Origin of the sequence: Streptomyces sp. NPDC005811 (genome assembly GCF_040630405.1) — a bacterium.
GTDB lineage: Bacteria > Actinomycetota > Actinomycetes > Streptomycetales > Streptomycetaceae > Streptomyces.
Genome location: NZ_JBEXXK010000054.1, coordinates 23,865 through 41,485 on the forward strand (window position 1 = coordinate 23,865; position 17,621 = coordinate 41,485).

Sequence of the window (17,621 nt, forward strand, 5' to 3'; positions counted from 1 at the left end):
CCGACTCCCCACGCACCAGGCGACGCGTACGCCACCGTGACCGCTCACCTCCCGCACCCGAGGAAGACCATGCCGGACAACGCATGCACAGCGCGGGGCCGCAGACGCACCACGCCCTGGGGGCGCTCGCGCTTCGCTCTGTTCGCCCTTCTGCCCCTGCTGCTGGGGGCCGGCTCACTGCTGCCGGCCGAGCCCGCACATGCCGACACAGTCAACGGCCTGCTGCTGTGGTATCCGCTCAACGAGGCCTCGGGCACGGTCGCCACCGACTCCTCCGGCCACGGCAACGACGGCACCGTCGGGGGAACCGCCTCCTGGGGCGGCGACCAGGGCCTGACCTTCAACGGCACCGACACCTACATCAAGGCCCCCAACAACATCATGGCCGGGCTCAACTCCATCACCGTCTCCTTCGACACATGGATCGACTCCACCCAGGCCACCCCGTACTTCCTCTACGGCTTCGGCAACACCAACACCAGCAACGGCCAAGGGAACGGCTACCTGATGGCCAGCGGTAACAACTTCCGCAGCTCCATCACCACCACCAACTACACCGGCGAGAAGACCACCAGCCCCGGCACCGCGCTGCCGTCCGGAACCTGGACACACGTCACCTACACCCAGACCGGCACCACCGGCACCCTCTACAAGGACGGCGTGCAGGTGTCCCAGAACACCTCGATCAACGTCACGCCGGGTGCGATCGGCGGCGGCGTCACCACCGCGGACTTCATCGGCCGCTCCCTGTACGCGACGGACCACTACTTCAAGGGCAAGATGCGCAACTTCCGCGTCTACGACCACGCCCTGAACGCCACCCAGGTCCAGGCCGACGCCGGCGCCCAGTGGGAGGAAGTGGAGGAACTCGCCGAAAACAACGGCGCCCTGACCGCGTTCGAAGACCCGAACATCGGTCCCGTCATCATCTTCCCGTCCGACTACACCGGCGACATCAACAACCTGCAACACCCGAGCGGCTGGACCGACTCCACCGGCGCCACCCCGACCAGCTGGCCCACCCCCACCACCGCCAAGAGTGTCGAGTTCACCCTGGACCAGATCGACACCGTGCAGGACGCGGTCGTCAACGCGATCCAGCCCGACGGCGACACCACCTACTCCCTGTCCGTGCACTACGACGGCATGAGCGACCGGATCATCGCGCAGACCAACGCCCCCTCGTCCCTCACCGGCCCGCTGGCCACCCAGTACCCCAACCAGCTCGTCATCCAGGGGCCGCCCGCCAACACCGCGCCCGCCACGTGCGCGCCCCAGGTCTCGCTCGACACCAACCCCGGCAACGCCGGGGGCGCGACCGCAGCGAGCGAGCAGCTGCAGGCCCTGGCCGACTACAACTGCGCCCTGGCCTCCTTCCAGGATCCGAAGATCGGCCCGGTGATCATCTTCCCGTCCGACTACTCGGGGGACATCAACAACCTGCAGCAGCCGACCAGCTGGACCGACTCCACCGGCGCCACCCCGACCAGCTGGCCCACTCCCACCACCGCCAAGAGCGTCCTGTTCACCGCCGCCAAGGTCCAGGAGATCATCGCCGCCGCCGTCGACCAGATCCAGCCCGCCGGCTCCACGGTGTTCTACAGCCTGTCCGTGCACTACGACGGGATGAGCGACCGGATCGTGGTCAACACCGACGCACCGTCGTCGGTCACCAGCCCCCTGCTGACCGCCTACCCCGGCCAGATCACTGTGGCGAGCCAGACGGCCCCGGTCATGCAGATCATCAACAAGAACAGCAACCTCAGCCTGGGCATCACCGGAGCCTCGACCGCTCCCAACGGCGCGGCCGTGCAGCTCGACCGCGACACCACGACCAACGAGCAGTGGAAGCTGGTGGCCGCTGAAACGGGCTACTACAAGATCGTGGATGTGAACAGCGGCCTGCTGCTCGGCATCTCCAGCGCGTCCAAGACCGCGGGCGCCGCCGCCGTGCAGTGGACCGACAACGGCAGCGCGGACCAGCGGTGGCAGGTGGTCGACGTCGGCGGCGGCTACGTCAAGCTGGTGAACAAGAACAGCGGCCTGCTGCTCGGCATCTCCAGCGCGTCCACGACCGCGGGCGCCGCCGCCGTGCAGTGGACCGACACCGGCAGCGCGGACCAGCAGTGGCAGCTCACCCTCGTCAACTGACCACGCAGGGCTTGTCGGTCCGATAAGGCTCTTCCAACCTACCCACGGCCTGGGGCAGTTGGAGTAACAGGACGACGAAGCTCCTGGCAGATGGGTTGTCGACCAAGACCAACCTTCTCCGCCAGGAGCTTCGCCGTGCTTGACCACCCGTCCGGGCTGGATCTGTCCACTTCAGCGACATTCTTGCGAGGAACCCCAGGCGTTTACGCCTGGGAGGAATCGCAAGAAGACCTGTGACGCCTACGCCACGCCGGCGGCGAATCCGAAGGAGAAACCGGTCACGTTCCGGCCCGAGGGCGCACAGATGCGCCCATGCCGACAAGCATCGGGGTGGAGTCGGCCCCCAATTACCGGTAGTTCTACGAAGTCCTCCCCGTCAGTACGACCGCCCGGCCGATGGTCAGGCCGTCGGCGACGCGCTGTACGGCGTCCGCCGCCCCCTCCAGCGGCACGCGCTCACTGACCATCGGCCTGATCGCTCCCCGCGCGGACATCTCGGTGAGCTGTTCATGGCAGTGCTGGACCAGCTTCGGGTTCTCCGTCCTGTACCGGCCGGTGTACAGACCGAGGATGGAGTAGTTCTTGACCAAGGCGTGGTTCAGGGCCGGGCGAGGGACGGATCCGCCGGCGAACCCCACCACCACGATGCGCCCTTCGAAGGCGACGACCTTCGTGGACTGTACGTACGCCTCGCCGCCGACCGGGTCGTAGATCACGTCTGGGCCCCGGCCTCGCGTGGCCTCCTGCACGGTGGCGATGACGTCCTCCGTCAGCCGGTCGATGACGACGTCGCACCCCAGTTCCCGCGCCGCGGCCGCCTTCCGCGCCCCGCCCGCGACGCCGATAACCCTGGCTCCCGCGGCCTTGCCGAGCTGTACGGCGGCGCTGCCGACCCCTCCGGCGGCAGCGTGGACGAGCAGGGTTTCCCCCGCCTGGAGTCGCGCCCGCCGGTGCAGCGCGAACCAGCCCGTCTGATAGCCGACGTGCAGCGCCGCGGCCTCGGCGTCGTCGAGCGCGTCGGGAGCGGGCAGCACGTCGGCGGCGTCCGCGATCGCGTACTCGGCGAACGCGCCGTGCGGCAGCACCGGGGTGGCGATCACCCGTCGTCCGTCCACCGTCTCGCCGCAGAACTCCAGGCCGGGCGTGAACGGCAGCGGTGGTCTGACCTGGTACTGGCCCCGGCACAGCAGCGCGTCGGGGAAGTTGACGTTCGCGGCGCGCACCTTCAACAGCACCTGCCCGGCGCCCGGGGCGGGCCGCTCGACCTCCATGAGCCGCATCACATCGCTCGGCTCACCGCTCCCGCTCACGTGCCATGCCTGCATGCGGACCTCCACGGAACCGCGCCTTCCGCGCTGTGCGGCCAGAGTTGCAGAAGTGCACCTGGGTGACAAAGACGGCGGAGCAGTTTGAGACGTCGACGCACCTCGGTCCCGGCCGACCCATTGACGCCGGTACCCGGTAGACGGCACTCTGTATTCCGTCATACAAAGTTCATCCCCGGGAAGCAGAGGTGTGACGTGGCCGGGCTCGACCTTCGGGTGAAGCAGGACAAGCTCGTACGGGACAAGGTGGTCGATGCCCTGCGCGAGGCCATCCTGGACGGGGCGTTGCAGCCTGGTCGCAGACTCACCGAGCGGGAGCTCACCGAGCTGACCGGCGTGAGCCGCACCTCGGTGCGCGAGGCGCTGAGGCGGCTGCAGGCCGAAGGACTGGTCGAGGAGTCGCCGAGCCGTGGGCTGCGGGTGAGCATCCCGACCGGGGAGGAGATCGAGCAGATCTACGAGATCCGCGCCGAGCTGGAGCCGCTGGCGGTGCGTCTGTTCGTCGAGCGGGCCTCTCAGGAAGAGGTGGACGCACTGGCGTCCGTCGCGCACGAGGTGACCCCGGGTGGCGACGGCAACAAGGACGTGCTGGACCGTTTCGACAAGGTCCTGCTCGACGGCTGCCGCAACCCCATGCTGGCGGACATGCTGGGCGGCCTCTACAGCCGCATCCACGCGCTGCGCCGGGTCTCGGCCGCCACCCCGGGCCGTATGACCGTCACCAAGCAGGAGTACGCCGACCTCGTCGAGGCGATCCGGCGCCGATCCGCCGTCGACGCGGCGGAGGTGGCGCGTCGGCACGTCGCCGCGGCCAGAGCGTCCGCGAAGGTCGCGATGGGTCTGCTGGAGCAGGACGCCGACTGAAGTCGAGGTCGGCGAGAAGACCGAGAGCACAAGGAAGTGCAGCAATGAGTATGGACACCGTCGCCCCGGCGATACCGGACCTGTCGGACCCGGCGACCTTCGCCTCCCGGGTGCCCCATGAGTCCCTCGACACGGTCAGGGAGCAGCCGGGGCTGTACTGGCAGCCCGCAAAGGCGGGCACCCGCAACGGCGGGTTCTGGTGCCTCACCCGGCACGCCGACATCGCCGAGGTCGAACGGAACCCCGAGCTCTTCAGCTCCCGGTGGGGTCCGTTCTTTCCGAGCCTTCCCTCGTCGGAGACCGAGTTCCGGCACAACATCATGTACAATGACCCGCCCGTCCACAGTCGGCTGCGCCGGGCCGCCGCCCGGTCCTTCGGCCCACGGGTCATCGCCAACTTCGACGGCTGGGTACGCGAGATCGTCGTGGAGGTGCTGGAGGACATCTCCGCCCGAGGCGACGTCAACTGGGTGGACGACGTGGCGGCCATCATCCCCTCCCGCGTCATCGCCCGCGTGATGGGAGTGCCGTACGAGGACCGTCAGCGCATCGTGGACTGGACGCTCGCGATCTTCGACGCCGCGGAGCAGCCCGACGGCGGCGAGTCCACCATGGCGCTGCTGCCGGAGGTCTTCGCCTACCTGGACCAGCTACGAGCGGACAAGCTGCGGGCCCCCCAGGACGACTTCGCCACCGTGCTCGCCCAGTGTGTCGAGCGCGGAGAGATCAGTCATCCCGAGTTCCTGCACTACCTCAGCCTGCTTCTCGTCGCCGGATTCGAGACGACGCACACGGTGATCGCGCAGTCGATGCGGCTGATCCTGGAGGACCCGCAGATCGCCGAGGTCACCCGCGAGGCCGTCGCCGCCGGCAACCTGGACGGGCTGGTCGACGAGTTCCTGCGGTTCGTCACTCCGGCCATGAACATGGCCCGCACGGTGACCCGGGACACCGACTTCCACGGCACGCAGATGCGTGAGGGTGATCTGGTGCAGATGTTCTTCACCGCCGCCAACCGCGACCCGGCCGTCTTCACCGACCCGCACCGCTTCGACCCGTCCCGGACCACGAACGCGCACATGGCCTTCGGCGGCGGTCCGCACCACTGCGTCGGCAAGAACCTCGCCAAGCTCGAACTCAAGATCCTCTTCGAGGAGATGCATCGCCGCGGCATCAGCTGCGCCCTGAACGGCGCGCCCAGACGCGGCTGGAGCACCTTCATCAACAAGCTCCTGTCCATGCCCGTCACCGTCGCCACGGCCGACCGGCAGGAGACCCACTCATGAGCACTCTGACCGACGCCGTCGTCGTCGTGACCGGCGGCGCCACCGGCGTCGGCCTGGCCCTCGCCCGCGAAGCCGCGGCCCGCGGTGCCCGGGTGATGATCGCCGACGTGGAGGACGCGAGCGCGGCGGTGGAGGGCCTGCGGGCAGACGGCGCCACAGCGGAGTGGCTGCGGACCGACACAACGGACTATTCGCAGGTCAAAAAGTTGACTGAGGCCACCATTGAGCGGTTCGGTGGCGTCAACGTGGTGTGCAACAACGCCGGCATCGGTGTGGCCGGTGCGCTCCAGGACGTGGACCCGAGCGCGGCGAAACGTCTCTTCGACGTCAACGTGCTCGGTATGTTCCACGTCGTCCACGCCTTCGCGCCGTCGCTGAAGGACGCGGCCGCGCGAGGCGGGCCGGCGTACATCCTCAACACCGGCTCCGAACACTCCCTCGGCGTCCCGCCCCACGTGATGCCCATGAGCACGTACACCGCGTCGAAGTACGCCGCGCTCGGTCTCACCGACACCGCGCGCCGCGACCTGAAGGACTTCGGCGTCGGCGTCTCCCTCCTCACCCCCGGCTGGGTCCGCACCGAGCGGGTCAGGGCGATCGTCGCCGCCGACTCCCACGCGGCAGCCGCCATCGAACCCTTCGCCCAGGAGCCCGCCGAGGTCGCCGCAGCGGCGTTCGACGGCCTGCTCAAGGGCACGGCGGTCATCGCCACCAACCCGCACAGCCGCGCCTTCGCCATGGAGCACGCGCGCGACCTCATGGCCGACATCCAGGCACTTCCCCTCCTGGACGGCCCGGACGACCACGCTCACGACGGCACGGGCGACGCCTCCAAGTGCCCCTTCTCGCAGGGCTGAGCAGCACGTCCTCGCCGCCCGTGCCACTGGACGCGTGACAGTCGGCGCTCGGCACCCCCATCGTTTCTCTGCTTCACCCCTCACCTTCCCGCGATCGGCGGCCGGGCAGCGGAAACCGCGCCTCACGGCCCCTCGCGTCACCCCGTCATTCCCCGAAATGACCAGCACCCAGGACTGAACCATGCCTGAACGAAGGCAAGTGGCGATCGTCGGCGTCGGCCAGACCGACTTCGGCGCGCTCTACGCCAACAAGGACGCCCAGCGCGACGCCTACGCGCTCGGCGCGCAGGCCCTGCGCCTCGCGCTCGACGACGCCGGCCTGCACAAGGACGAGGTCGACGGCCTCCTCACCGCCCGTTTCCACTACGAGCACGGCGCCCATGTGCTCGGCATCCCCAACCCTCGCGTCATCAACGCCATGGAAGGCTCCGGCCGGATGAGCGGCGTCGCCGTCCAGCACGCCGTCTCCCTGATCGAGACCGGTCAGGCCGACGTCGTGGCCTGCGTGTACGGCAACAACGGCCGCTCGGTGAAGATGACTTACGGCGGTGCCTACACCGACAGTCCCACCACCCGGTACGACGCGATGTACGGCATGACGTCCCCGGGCGCGTACGTCGCGATGATGTACCGCCGTTACATGCACGAGTACGGCGTGCCCGACGGCGCCCTCGCCCCGATCGCGATCAACAACCGCCGCAATGCCGCCCTCAACGACGTCGCCGTGATGCGCGACGAAATCACCGAGGAGCAGTACCTCGCCGCCCGCCACATCGCCGACCCGCTGCGCCTGTACGACTACTGCATCATCAACGACGGCGGCGTCGCGCTGATCCTCACCACCCTGGAACGGGCCCGTGACCTGGCCAAGCGGCCGGTGCGGGTGGCGGCCACCGCGGCTCGGGGCAGCGTCAGCAACTTCTACACCAGCACCGACTTCTTCTACTCCGCTTCCCAGGACGTGGCCCGTCGGGTGTACGCCGAGTCGGGTTACGGCCCGCAGGACATGGACTGCCTCCAGATCTACGACAACTTCACCCCCACCGTGCTGTTCAGCCTGGAGGGCTTCGACCACGCACCGCGCGGCGAGGCCTGGAAATGGGCGAGCCCGGATCGCATCGCCCGCGACGGCGAGATGCCCGTCAATACCGCGGGCGGCCACACCGGCGAGAGCTACATGCAGGGCTGGGGCCACCACGTCGAGGCCGTGCGCCAGATCCGCGGCGAGGCCGGCCCGCGCCAGGTGGCGGACTGCGACGTCGCCCAGTACATCTGCGCCTCGCCCATCGTCACGTCGCACGTCCTGGTCGGGGAGTGAGCAAGCCCATGGACAACCAGAAGCTCATCGAGATGCTCCCGCCGGTCACGGACGCCAACCGCGCCTTCTGGGAGGGCACCCTCGCCGGTGAACTCCGGCTCCAGTACGGAGACTCCGGCACCCCCCGCTTCCCCGAGTCACCGGTCGACCCGGTCACCCTCGACGAGGGCTTCGAGTGGCGCGCGGCCAGCGGCAGGGCGACGCTCTGGTCCTGGATCGTCATGCACCAGAAGTACTTTCCCGCCTTCGCCGACGAGGTCCCGTACCTGGTGGCCTTCGTCCAGCTGGCGGAGGGGCCGTATCTGATGACCACGCTCGTCGACCCGCCGCAGGACCTGGAGTGCGGCATGCCGCTGGAGGTCGTCTTCGAGCAGGTCTCCGAGGACCGGGCCATTCCGAAGTTCAGGGTGGTCACCCCGTGAGCGCCCCCGTGACCGAAGAGGTCGTTCTCGTCGAGCATCAGGACAACGGCGTCTCCCGTATCACGTTCAACCGCCCCGCGAAGCGCAACGCCATGAACCGAGCAGCACGTGTCGGCATCGTGCGTGCTCTCGACGAGTGCCGGGGCCGGTCCAAGGTGATCATCCTGACCGGCAACGGCCCCGCCTTCTGTGCCGGCGTCGACCTCAAGGAGGGCGACGTCAGCACCGGGGACACGGAACTCGACCGGCGCAGCGAGTGGGCGGCCGTGCAGGAGGAGATCCGTAACCACCCCGCCGTCGTCATCGCCGCCGTCAACGGCACCGCCCTCGGCGGGGGCTCCACCCTCATCAACGTCGCCGACCTCGCCATCGCGGCAGACGAGGCCCGGATCGGCATGCCGGAGATCGGCTTCGGCCTCTATCCCACCCTCGCCGGGCCCGCCGCCCAGCTGCGGCTCCAGCCGAAGCACGCGGCCTGGCTGGTGCTCACCGCCGACCGCGTCAGCGGTCCCACCGCGGCCGAATGGGGCCTGGTCAACCTCTCCGTCCCTCTGGAGGAACTGGACGCCGCAGCCACCGACCTCGCCAACCGCGTGGCCTCGTTCGACGCGACCGCGCTGGAATGGTCGAAGCGGGCGCTGTGGAAGATCCCCGGAGAGATCTCCGGGTGGAGCGAGGCCATCGCCTACGGGTACGAGGTCGCCGATGAGCTGCGCGCCCGCAGCACCGCTCTGGCCGAGGGCCTGGGCCGGTTCCGGGCGGGCGAGCGCAACCCGGGGCAGGGCTGATGTCCGGGCAGCGCACCTTCCGGGTGGTCGAGGTCACCGAGTCGGTCGCGGGGGCGGCGTGCGGACGGCTGTTCGCCGCCCTCGGCCACGACGTCCTGCTGTGCGAGCCGCCCACCGGGAACCCACTGCGGGCCAGGGAGTTCACCTTCGCGGCCCTCGGCGCGGGCAAGCGCAGTACCGTACTCAGGCCCGAGCAACTGGCAGCCGCCGAGACGAGCCCGCTGGCCGGTGCCGATGTGCTCATCACCGATCTCACACCGGCCGCGGCCGCGGCCGAGGGCCTGGACCTCGACCGGCTCCGGCAGCGGTTTCCCCGGATCGTCGTGGTCTCGCTGACGGCGTTCGGGCTGACCGGGGAGTACGCCGAGATGGTCGGCGACAGCCTGCTGGCGGAGTCGTACGGCGGACTGGCCACCATGATCGGTGAGCCGGACCGGCGCCCGCTCAGCCTCGGCGGCGAACAGACCGCCCACGCCGCCGCCTTCGTCGGCCTGTACGGCGCCATGCTCACCCTGCTCGACCGCGACCGCACGGGACACGGCGATGTCGTCGAGGTCGCCCTGAGCGACGTCGCCGCCTCCATGGACTGGAAGAGCGATGTGCTCCACGACCTCGGCGGAGGCGTTCCCAAGCGAGCCGGCTCGTCGCAGGGCGGCTGGCGAGTCGTGCGCGCCAAGGACGGCTGGGTCGGAGTCATCTTCCACGCGCACCAGTGGCCGGCCGTCGTCGAGCTGTTCGGCGACCCGCGCCTGAGCGAACCCGGCCTCGACGACCCCGAGCAGCGGGCCCGGCGCTCGCAGGAGTGGTGGGCTGTGATCGCAGAGGCGGCCGCGGGCCGTAGGGCCGTGGAGCTCTATACCGAGGCCCAGCGCCTCGGTCTGCCCTTCGGTCACTCCGCCGACGCGGACGACCTGCTGACCGACGAACAGCTCCACGCCCGGGGATTCGTCCTGGCGCCCGGCACGCGCCGTAGGGACGCCCCTGTCGTGGGCCTTCCCTGGGGCACGACCGGCTCCATCCCGCCGGCACCCCGGCTGGGCGAGCACGGTGGTGGCCCCGCCGCATGGTCCCGACCGACTGCCCGTTCGCCCCGAGTCGGTGCGGCCGTCCGGCGCAAGGACGCGGCGCCGCTGCGAGGCCTGGTCGTGCTCGACTTCGGCACCATCACCGCCGGGGCGGCCACCAGCAGACTGCTCTGCGACTACGGCGCGACCGTCATCAAGATCGAGTCACAGGGGCGCCCGGACCCGTTCCGGAAGTGGGTGATGCCCGGCAGCGCCGACCGGGTGGACGGCCCGGTCCCGCCCTCTCCGATGTTCGCCTCCAACAACGCGGGCAAGCGGGGTCTGTGCCTGGACCTGAAGACCGAGCAGGGCAGGGCCACGGCCCATGAGCTCATCCGCCGGGCGGACGTACTGATCGAGAACTTCCGGGTGGGCGTGACCGCCCGTATGGGCATCGACCACGCCACCGCCCATCGGCTCAACCCCGACCTCGTCTATCTGTCCCTGTCCAGCCAGGGCGTCCTGGGGCCCGAGGCCTCGTACGGTTCCTTCGGCTCGACCCTCGACCTGCTCTCCGGCCTCGCGGCCGTCACCGGATACCCGGGGGGGCGGCCCATGTGGTCGGGCGGTGACGTCAACTATCCGGACCAGGTGGTGTCCTTCGTCGGGGCCGCCCTGGTCGCGGACGCCGTCACCAGCGGTCGGCGCGGCACCCATCTGGACGTCTCGCAGCGGGAGACCGTCGCCTGGACGCTGGCCGATCAGCTCGGCGAGTACGTGTGGACGGGGCGTATGCCCGCCCCGGACGGCAACCGCCGCCCCGGCGCCGCTCCGCACGACACGTACCCGGCCGCGGAGCCCGACAGCTGGCTGGCGATCGCCTGCACCAGCGCCGGACACCGAAATGCGCTGGCCGAGGTGATCACTGCCCTGCCCGGCCACGAGCCGGAGGACTGGTGGCTGAGCCACCAGGACACCGTCGACACCGCCATCGCCGCATGGACGTCCCGACGCCCCCGCGACCGGGCCGTGGCGGAACTGCGCCGCGTCGGCGTTCCCGCCGTGCCCGTGAACACCGCCGCGGACCGTGCACGCGACCCCCGCTACCGCGAGCGGCGCGCGGCACTGCACGTCCCCGAGTGGCTGAAGGGATTCCCCATGATCCTCCACGGCCACACCCCGCCCGACCCGGCTCCCGCACCCGCGCACGGCGAGAACGCCGGACACCTGGAAGACCGGGCCGTGGACGAACTCCTCGGCGGCCTTCACCGCGCCCCCTGACCTCCCAGACCCCGTACCCCGTACCGACACCCTCCAGGAGACCGCCATGCCCCGTGTCGTGTTCGTCCGTCCGGACGGCACCAAGCAGGAGACCGACGCCGCCGACGGAGCCACCGTCATGCAGGCCGCCACCGCCAACCTGGTGCCGGGCATCGTCGCCGAGTGCGGCGGCGAGCTGTCCTGCGCCACCTGCCACGTCTTCGTGGACGAGCAGTGGCTCGGAGCTCTGCCCGCGCCGTCGCAGGACGAGGAGGAGATGCTGGAGGCGACGTCCGAGGAACCCACCGAGGCCAGTCGGCTGTGCTGCCAGATCACCCTGGACGCCTCGCTGGACGGCATCGTCGTGCACGTTCCGAAGACCCAGAAGTAGGACCGGTCGGAGCACACCATGCACATCGAACCCCAAACGACCGGACGTGTCGTCGTGGTCGGCGGCGGTCAGGCAGGCGCGGACTTCGTCGCCGCCCTGCGCATGGCCGGCCACCAAGGGCACGTGACCCTGCTCGGCGAGGAACCCGGCCACCCCTACGCCCGTCCGCCGCTGTCCAAGGCGTACCTGTCCGGCAAGGCCACCGCCGAGGACCTGCACATCCGGCCCCCCGCCATGTACGAGCAGCAGGGAATCGACCTGCGCACCGGCACCCGCGTGACCGCGATCGACCGGACCGGCCGGCAGGTGATCCTGGCCGACGGCGAGCGGCTGCCGTACGGCCACCTCGTGCTCGCCACCGGCGGCCGGGCCCGCAGACTGACCACCCCCGGACTCGACGACGCACCCAACGTCCACTACCTCAGAACCCTCGCCGACGTGACCGCCCTGCGGCAGCACTTCGCGCCGGGTGCCCGGCTGGTCGTCGTCGGCGGCGGTTACGTCGGCCTCGAGGTGGCCGCGGTCGCCCGCCGGCTCGGCCTGGACGTGACGGTCCTCGAAGCACTGCCCCGCGTCCTGGCCCGGGTGACCGCGCCGCAGGTCTCCGCCTTCTACCAGCGCGTGCACACCGAGGAGGGCGTGGACATCCGCGTGGACACGGCGGTGACCGGCTTCGCCTTCGCCCACGACGGCTCGGTGACGGCCGTGGAGCTGAAGGGCGGTGAGCGGATCGACGCCGATGTCGTCCTCGTCGGCATCGGACTGGTCCCGAACACCGAACTCGCCGAGCAGGCCGGACTCGCCGTCGACAACGGCATCGTCGTCGACGAGCACTGCCGTACCGAAGACCCCGCCGTCCTCGCCATCGGCGACTGCACCAGCCACCCCTGTGGTGAACACGGCGGTCGCCGCCGGCTCGAATCGGTGCCCAATGCCTCCGAACAGGCGCGGACCGCCGCCGCGACCGTGACCGGGAGCCCGCAGCCGTACACCGCCGTCCCGTGGTTCTGGTCCGACCAGTACGACGTCAAGCTCCAGACCACCGGACTGTCCACCGGCTACGACGACGTCGTCATCCGGGGCACGACCGGGACCGGACGCTCCTTCGCCGCCTTCTACCTCAAGGAGGGCCGGGTCCGCGCCGCGGACGTGGTGTGCAGCCCCCGCGATTTCACAGCCGCCAGAAAGCTGGTCGCGGCCCGAGCCCAGGTCGCCCCCGAGGCGCTCCGGGACCTGTCGGTCCCCCTCAAGCAACTGCTCTGAACCAACCGGATGGGAAACCCAGACATGACGGACCACACGGCGGCCACGACGGCCTCCTCGCGCTCGGAGCGCTTTCCGGCCGGGATGGACCGCGACTACCTGATGCTCGTCGACGGCGAGTGGGTCCCCGCCTCCGGCGGCGAGACCTTCACCTGCCTCGACCCGTACGAGAACCGCCCCTGGGGCCGCGTCCCCGCCGCCACCGCCGAGGACGTCGACCGGGCCGTGCGCGCGTCCCGGCGGGCCTTCGACGAGGACGGCTGGTCCCGCACCCCGGCCTCGCTCCGCGCCGGTCTGCTGCGCAAGCTCGCCGACCTCATCGAGGAGCACGCCGAGGAACTCGCCCTCATCCAGATCCGCGAGAACGGCAAGCTCATCAGCGAGATGCTGCCGGCAGCGAAGGCCATGGCGGCCCATGCCCGCTACGTGGCGGGCCTTGCGGAGAGCCACCACGGCTCCACCCTGCCCGCCCACCCCGGCTTCACCGCCTACACCGTGCACGAGCCGGTCGGCGTGGTCGCTGCGATCACCCCGTGGAACTCGCCGCTGACCCTGTTGTCGTGGAAGCTGTTCCCGGCGCTCGCGGCCGGATGCACGCTGGTCATCAAGCCGTCCGAGGTGACTCCCACCTCCACCCTGCGCCTGGCCGAGCTCTGCGCGCAGGCCGGCTTCCCCAAGGGCGTCGTCAACGTCGTCACCGGCTTCGGGCAACCGACCGGCGCCGCGCTGGCGGGTCACCCCGGCGTCGACAAGATCGCCTTCACCGGTTCCACCGGGGCGGGCAAGGCCATGCTCAGCGCCGCCGCCCCTCGGATCGGGCGGGTCACCCTGGAACTGGGCGGCAAGTCACCCAACATCGTCTTCGCCGACGCCGACCTCGACAACGCCGTGCACGGAGTCATGGGCGGCATCTTCGCGGCGACCGGGCAGACCTGCATGGCGGGATCCCGGGTCCTGGTCGAGGACGCCGTGTACGACGAGTTCGTCGACGCCCTGTCGGCGGCCGCGGACAAGCTGGTCCTCGGCGACCCGCTCGACCCGGGGACCGACGTGGGGCCGCTCGCCTGCCGCAACCAGTTCGACAAGGTCCTCGACTACATCGACATCGGGCAGTCCGAGGGGGCGCGCCTGGCCGCCGGCGGCGTCCGGGACACCACCATCACGGAGCCGGCCGGCGGTCTGTTCGTCTGGCCGACCGTCTTCGCGGGCGTCGACAACTCCTCGCGTCTCGCCCAGGAGGAGATCTTCGGGCCCGTGGCCGCCGTCGTGCGGTTCAGCGGCGAGGACGAAGCGGCCCGGCTCGCCAACGACGTCGACTTCGGCCTCGCGGCCGCCGTCTGGACCCGTGACGTCGGCCGCGCCCACCGTATGGTCAGGCGGCTGCGCGCGGGCACGGTCTGGGTCAACGCCTACCGGGTCGTCCACTACGGCGTGCCGTTCGGCGGGTTCAAGCAGAGCGGAATCGGCCGCGAACTCGGCCCGGACGCACTCGACGACTACACCGAGACCAAGTCCGTCTGGATCGACGAGGGCAACCCGCAGCTGTTCGGCCGCCACTGACGACCGGCATCACGAAGAGGAAGTACCGAACACCGTGCTCGAGCACAAGAACCTCTACATCGACGGCGCATGGCGCCGCCCCACCGGCGACGAGGTGACCGAGGTGGTCGACCCGGCCACCGAGCAGGTCATCGCCACCGTGCCGGAGGCCACGCCCGCAGACGTCGACGCGGCCGTCGCCGCCGCGCTGCCGGCGTGGTCCCGCAGGACCGCGGGGGAACGCAAGGACTTCCTGGACCGGCTTCACCGCGCACTGGTCGAGCGTGCCGACGACATCGCCGCCACCGTCACCGCGGAGATGGGCGCACCCCGCAAGCTCTCGTCGAGTGTCCAGGCGGGACTGCCGATCGCGGTCGCCGAGTCGTACGCCCGGCTGCTGGAGACGTACGAGTTCGAGGAGCGCGTCGGCACCTCGCTCGTCGTCAGGGAACCGATCGGCGTCGTAGCCGCGATCACCCCGTGGAACTATCCGCTCCATCAGGTCGTCGCCAAGGTGGCAGCCGCGTTGGCGGCGGGGTGCACGGTCGTGCTCAAGCCGTCCGAGGTGACCCCGCTCAACGCCTACCTCCTCGCCGAGATCGTCGACGCCATCGGACTGCCCGCGGGCGTGTTCAACCTCGTGCCCGGCACCGGCCCGGTCGCCGGGGAGGCACTGGTCACCCATCCGGACGTCGCCATGGTCTCCTTCACCGGATCGACCCGCGCCGGAAAGCGCATCGGCACACTCGCCGCGGCCACCGTCAAGAAGGTCGCGCTGGAACTCGGCGGCAAGTCCGCCAACATCGTCCTCCCGGACGCCGACCTGGACGCTGCGATCCGTCAGGGCGTGGCCAACGTCCTGAGCAACTCGGGCCAGACCTGCACCGCGTGGACCCGCATGCTGGTGCACCGAGATTCCTACGAGCGCGCCGTGGAACTGGCCCGTGAGGCGGCCGAGAGCACCGTGGTGGGCGACCCCACCGACGAGCGGACCCAGGTCGGCCCGGTCGCCTCGGCGGCCCAGCGCGACCGCGTGCGCGCCTACATCAGCGAGGGAATCGGGCAGGGCGCCCGGCTCGTGACCGGCGGTGCCGAGCCGCCCGCCGGCCTGTCGACCGGCTACTACGTGCGCCCCACCGTCTTCGCCGATGTCACCGAGGACATGACCGTCGCCCGCGAGGAGATCTTCGGTCCGGTCCTCGTCCTCATGCCGTACGCGGACGAGGAGGAGGCCCTGCGGATCGCCAACAACTCCCCGTACGGCCTGTCCGGAGCCGTGTTCTCGGCCAGCGAGGAACGCGCCGTCGCGTTCGCCCGCCGCCTGGACACCGGCATGGTCCACATCAACGGCGCACGACTGAACCTGCTGGCGCCCTTCGGCGGGTACAAGCAGTCCGGCAACGGCCGCGAACTCGGCGTCCACGGCCTGGAGGAGTTCCTCCAGCCGAAGGCGCTCCAGCTCCCGGCGCCGGCGGCCACGGGAAGGACGACACCATGAACGATCCCGAGCACCCCGCCGCACGGCGTTTCCTCGCCGAGATCTGGGACTCCCTCGGAGGGGAGAAGGAAGCGCTGGACCGAGTACGGTTCGAGGGAGACGGCGCCCTGCGGTCCCCGTTCGCGGTCACCGACCTGGCGGCGGCGTCGTTCGGGGCCGCCGGGCTGGCCCTCGGCGATCTCGTCGCCACCACGGGCGGCGGGCGACCGGAAGTCCGGGTGGACCGGGTTCTCGCCAGCGGCTGGTTCGATCTGCCGGTCGGGCCTTCCCAGCCCCTCGACCCGTCGGCACGGCAGGGCGTTCCGCACACCTGGATGTGCGAGTTCCAGACGGCCGACGACCGGTGGCTGCGCGTGCAGGCGACGTTCCCGACCCTGCGTGCGCGTATCGCGCGAGCACTGGGCACGGCGGAGGATCCGGCCGCGTTCGAGGCGGAAATCCGCAGGCACCCTGCGGAGGACGTCGAGCGATCGCTGGTCGACGCGGGTGCCGCTGTCGCCCTCAGCCGCTCGGTCGAGGAATGGCGGCGGCACCCTCAGGGCCGGGCCGTCGCCATGGAACCCGTCGTACACACCGAGACGGGGGACGTGGGCGACGACACCTGGCAGCCGACGCCGGGACGCCCGCTGGCCGGCCTCCGTGTGCTCGACCTGACCCGGGTCATCTCCGGACCGATGGCCACCCGGTTCCTGGCGGCCTGCGGCGCCGAAGTGCTGCGCCTGGACCGCCCCGGTTCGGACGAGAGCAGCGGCGTCTTCGGACGGGGCAGCGACATCATGCTGGGCAAGCGGTGGGCGTTCCTCGACCTGCGGACCGCGGACGGGCGGGAGCGTTTCCTCCGACTGCTGTCCGAGGCGGACGTGCTCGTCCACGGATACCGTCCCGGGGGACTGGACAGCCTCGTCGACCCCGAGGTCCGGGCGACGGTACGGCCCGGCCTGGTGGAAGTAGGCCTCAACGCGTACGGCTGGACAGGCCCCTGGAGGGACCGCCGAGGCTTCGACACCCTCGTCCAGTACAGCAGCGGCCTCGCCGACGCGACGACGGCCTGGGCCCTCGCCGACCCGGAGCACAGGACACCGATCAACGCGCTCGGCCGACTGGTCGACGCCGGCCGGCCCCGTCACCTGCCCGTCGAGGCCCTCGACTTCGCCACCGGATACCAGATCGCCGCGGCGGCGATCCGGGGACTGACGCGGAGAGTGACCACCGGCGAAGGCTCGGTCTCCCGGCTCTCGCTCGCCCGGACCGCTGCGATGCTGGTCGGCGCGGGCCAGGTCACCGAGGAACCGGAGATCCGGCTGCCCCTCGACGGGCCGTACGAGGACCGCGTCCACGTCAGCGGCGACGGCCGCCCGGTGAAGCGGCTGCCGTTCCCCGTCGTCGTCGAGGGGACCCCGCTGTTCTGGGAGCGGCCGTTCGAAGCGGCGGGCTCCTCCGCGCCGACGTGGTGCACCACGGGTTGACCCCGCCCCGCTCGTCCCGAGGCCGGACGAGCGGGCCGCGGCGGCAGGGCACCGGACGTGCGGATGCAGTCGCTGCGCGCACCCGTCGTGGACGGACACGGGCCGGTCGGCTCACGGCGTCGCACGGGGGAAGAGACGTTCCGGGCGGCACGACACCGTCGCCGCCCGGTAAGCGTGCCTCCGGCTCCG

Annotated in this window: 14 protein-coding genes; 13 read left to right on the plus strand and 1 reads right to left on the minus strand. The window is 70.7% G+C overall.

The window, feature by feature from the left end:
- Window positions 1-69 precede the first annotated feature (69 nt).
- Window positions 70-2,151 (plus strand): RICIN domain-containing protein, encoded by a 2,082-nt coding sequence (locus ABZ490_RS40805; protein WP_359002401.1) that lies wholly within the window; start codon window positions 70-72, stop codon window positions 2,149-2,151.
- A 359-nt stretch (window positions 2,152-2,510) separates the two neighbouring features.
- Here the strand turns inward: ABZ490_RS40805 and ABZ490_RS40810 are convergent, their stop codons facing one another.
- Entirely contained in the window at window positions 2,511-3,476 is a 966-nt protein-coding gene (locus ABZ490_RS40810) for an NADPH:quinone oxidoreductase family protein (RefSeq protein WP_359002403.1), read from the minus strand.
- Window positions 3,477-3,671: 195 nt separating this feature from the next.
- Between ABZ490_RS40810 and ABZ490_RS40815 the strand changes: the two genes are divergently transcribed.
- The 12 genes from ABZ490_RS40815 to ABZ490_RS40870 all read left to right on the plus strand — a co-directional run bounded on the left by ABZ490_RS40815 (window position 3,672) and on the right by ABZ490_RS40870 (window position 17,432).
- Entirely contained in the window at window positions 3,672-4,340 is a 669-nt protein-coding gene (locus ABZ490_RS40815) for a GntR family transcriptional regulator (RefSeq protein ID WP_359002406.1), read from the plus strand.
- A gap of 44 nt (window positions 4,341-4,384) precedes the next feature.
- Window positions 4,385-5,626: a cytochrome P450 gene (locus ABZ490_RS40820; RefSeq protein ID WP_359002408.1), complete on the plus strand. Its 1,242-nt coding sequence runs from the start codon at window positions 4,385-4,387 to the stop codon at window positions 5,624-5,626.
- On the plus strand, window positions 5,623-6,483 hold the full coding sequence (locus ABZ490_RS40825) for an SDR family NAD(P)-dependent oxidoreductase (protein WP_359002410.1): 861 nt from the start codon (window positions 5,623-5,625) through the stop codon (window positions 6,481-6,483). Before ABZ490_RS40820 ends, ABZ490_RS40825 begins: the two co-directional genes overlap by 4 nt.
- A 181-nt stretch (window positions 6,484-6,664) precedes the next feature.
- A complete protein-coding gene (locus ABZ490_RS40830) occupies window positions 6,665-7,801 on the plus strand; it encodes a thiolase family protein (protein WP_359002412.1) in 1,137 nt (378 codons plus the stop codon).
- A gap of 8 nt (window positions 7,802-7,809) precedes the next feature.
- Entirely contained in the window at window positions 7,810-8,223 is a 414-nt protein-coding gene (locus ABZ490_RS40835) for an OB-fold domain-containing protein (RefSeq protein WP_359002414.1), read from the plus strand.
- Window positions 8,220-9,011: an enoyl-CoA hydratase/isomerase family protein gene (locus ABZ490_RS40840; protein ID WP_359002416.1), complete on the plus strand. Its 792-nt coding sequence runs from the start codon at window positions 8,220-8,222 to the stop codon at window positions 9,009-9,011. The genes ABZ490_RS40835 and ABZ490_RS40840 overlap by 4 nt, the downstream gene beginning before the upstream one ends.
- The gene (locus ABZ490_RS40845) at window positions 9,011-11,296 is read left to right on the plus strand and encodes a CoA transferase (RefSeq protein ID WP_359002418.1); all 2,286 of its coding nucleotides are present in this window, start codon (window positions 9,011-9,013) and stop codon (window positions 11,294-11,296) included. Before ABZ490_RS40840 ends, ABZ490_RS40845 begins: the two co-directional genes overlap by 1 nt.
- Window positions 11,297-11,342: 46 nt before the next feature.
- Window positions 11,343-11,666 (plus strand): 2Fe-2S iron-sulfur cluster-binding protein, encoded by a 324-nt coding sequence (locus ABZ490_RS40850; RefSeq protein ID WP_359002420.1) that lies wholly within the window; start codon window positions 11,343-11,345, stop codon window positions 11,664-11,666.
- An 18-nt stretch (window positions 11,667-11,684) separates the two neighbouring features.
- Window positions 11,685-12,929: an FAD-dependent oxidoreductase gene (locus ABZ490_RS40855; RefSeq protein ID WP_359002422.1), complete on the plus strand. Its 1,245-nt coding sequence runs from the start codon at window positions 11,685-11,687 to the stop codon at window positions 12,927-12,929.
- Between the two features lie 24 nt (window positions 12,930-12,953).
- Window positions 12,954-14,489 (plus strand): aldehyde dehydrogenase, encoded by a 1,536-nt coding sequence (locus ABZ490_RS40860; protein ID WP_359002424.1) that lies wholly within the window; start codon window positions 12,954-12,956, stop codon window positions 14,487-14,489.
- A gap of 34 nt (window positions 14,490-14,523) precedes the next feature.
- Window positions 14,524-15,966 carry an aldehyde dehydrogenase family protein gene (locus ABZ490_RS40865; RefSeq protein ID WP_359002426.1) on the plus strand — a complete coding sequence of 481 codons (1,443 nt, stop codon included), beginning with the start codon at window positions 14,524-14,526 and terminating at the stop codon, window positions 15,964-15,966.
- Window positions 15,963-17,432 (plus strand): CoA transferase, encoded by a 1,470-nt coding sequence (locus ABZ490_RS40870; protein WP_359002428.1) that lies wholly within the window; start codon window positions 15,963-15,965, stop codon window positions 17,430-17,432. The genes ABZ490_RS40865 and ABZ490_RS40870 overlap by 4 nt, the downstream gene beginning before the upstream one ends.
- The last annotated feature ends 189 nt before the right edge of the window (window positions 17,433-17,621 follow it).

What these genes read in the sequence shown, in the direction of transcription:
- ABZ490_RS40805 (WP_359002401.1), top strand. Translation starts at nt 70, where the DNA reads ATGCCGGACAACGCATGCACAGCGCGGGGCCGCAGACGCACCACGCCC.
- ABZ490_RS40810 (WP_359002403.1), bottom strand. Translation starts at nt 3,476, where the DNA reads ATGCAGGCATGGCACGTGAGCGGGAGCGGTGAGCCGAGCGATGTGATG.
- ABZ490_RS40820 (WP_359002408.1), top strand. Translation starts at nt 4,385, where the DNA reads ATGAGTATGGACACCGTCGCCCCGGCGATACCGGACCTGTCGGACCCG.
- ABZ490_RS40825 (WP_359002410.1), top strand. Translation starts at nt 5,623, where the DNA reads ATGAGCACTCTGACCGACGCCGTCGTCGTCGTGACCGGCGGCGCCACC.
- ABZ490_RS40830 (WP_359002412.1), top strand. Translation starts at nt 6,665, where the DNA reads ATGCCTGAACGAAGGCAAGTGGCGATCGTCGGCGTCGGCCAGACCGAC.
- ABZ490_RS40835 (WP_359002414.1), top strand. Translation starts at nt 7,810, where the DNA reads ATGGACAACCAGAAGCTCATCGAGATGCTCCCGCCGGTCACGGACGCC.
- ABZ490_RS40845 (WP_359002418.1), top strand. Translation starts at nt 9,011, where the DNA reads ATGTCCGGGCAGCGCACCTTCCGGGTGGTCGAGGTCACCGAGTCGGTC.
- ABZ490_RS40850 (WP_359002420.1), top strand. Translation starts at nt 11,343, where the DNA reads ATGCCCCGTGTCGTGTTCGTCCGTCCGGACGGCACCAAGCAGGAGACC.
- ABZ490_RS40855 (WP_359002422.1), top strand. Translation starts at nt 11,685, where the DNA reads ATGCACATCGAACCCCAAACGACCGGACGTGTCGTCGTGGTCGGCGGC.
- ABZ490_RS40860 (WP_359002424.1), top strand. Translation starts at nt 12,954, where the DNA reads ATGACGGACCACACGGCGGCCACGACGGCCTCCTCGCGCTCGGAGCGC.
- ABZ490_RS40870 (WP_359002428.1), top strand. Translation starts at nt 15,963, where the DNA reads ATGAACGATCCCGAGCACCCCGCCGCACGGCGTTTCCTCGCCGAGATC.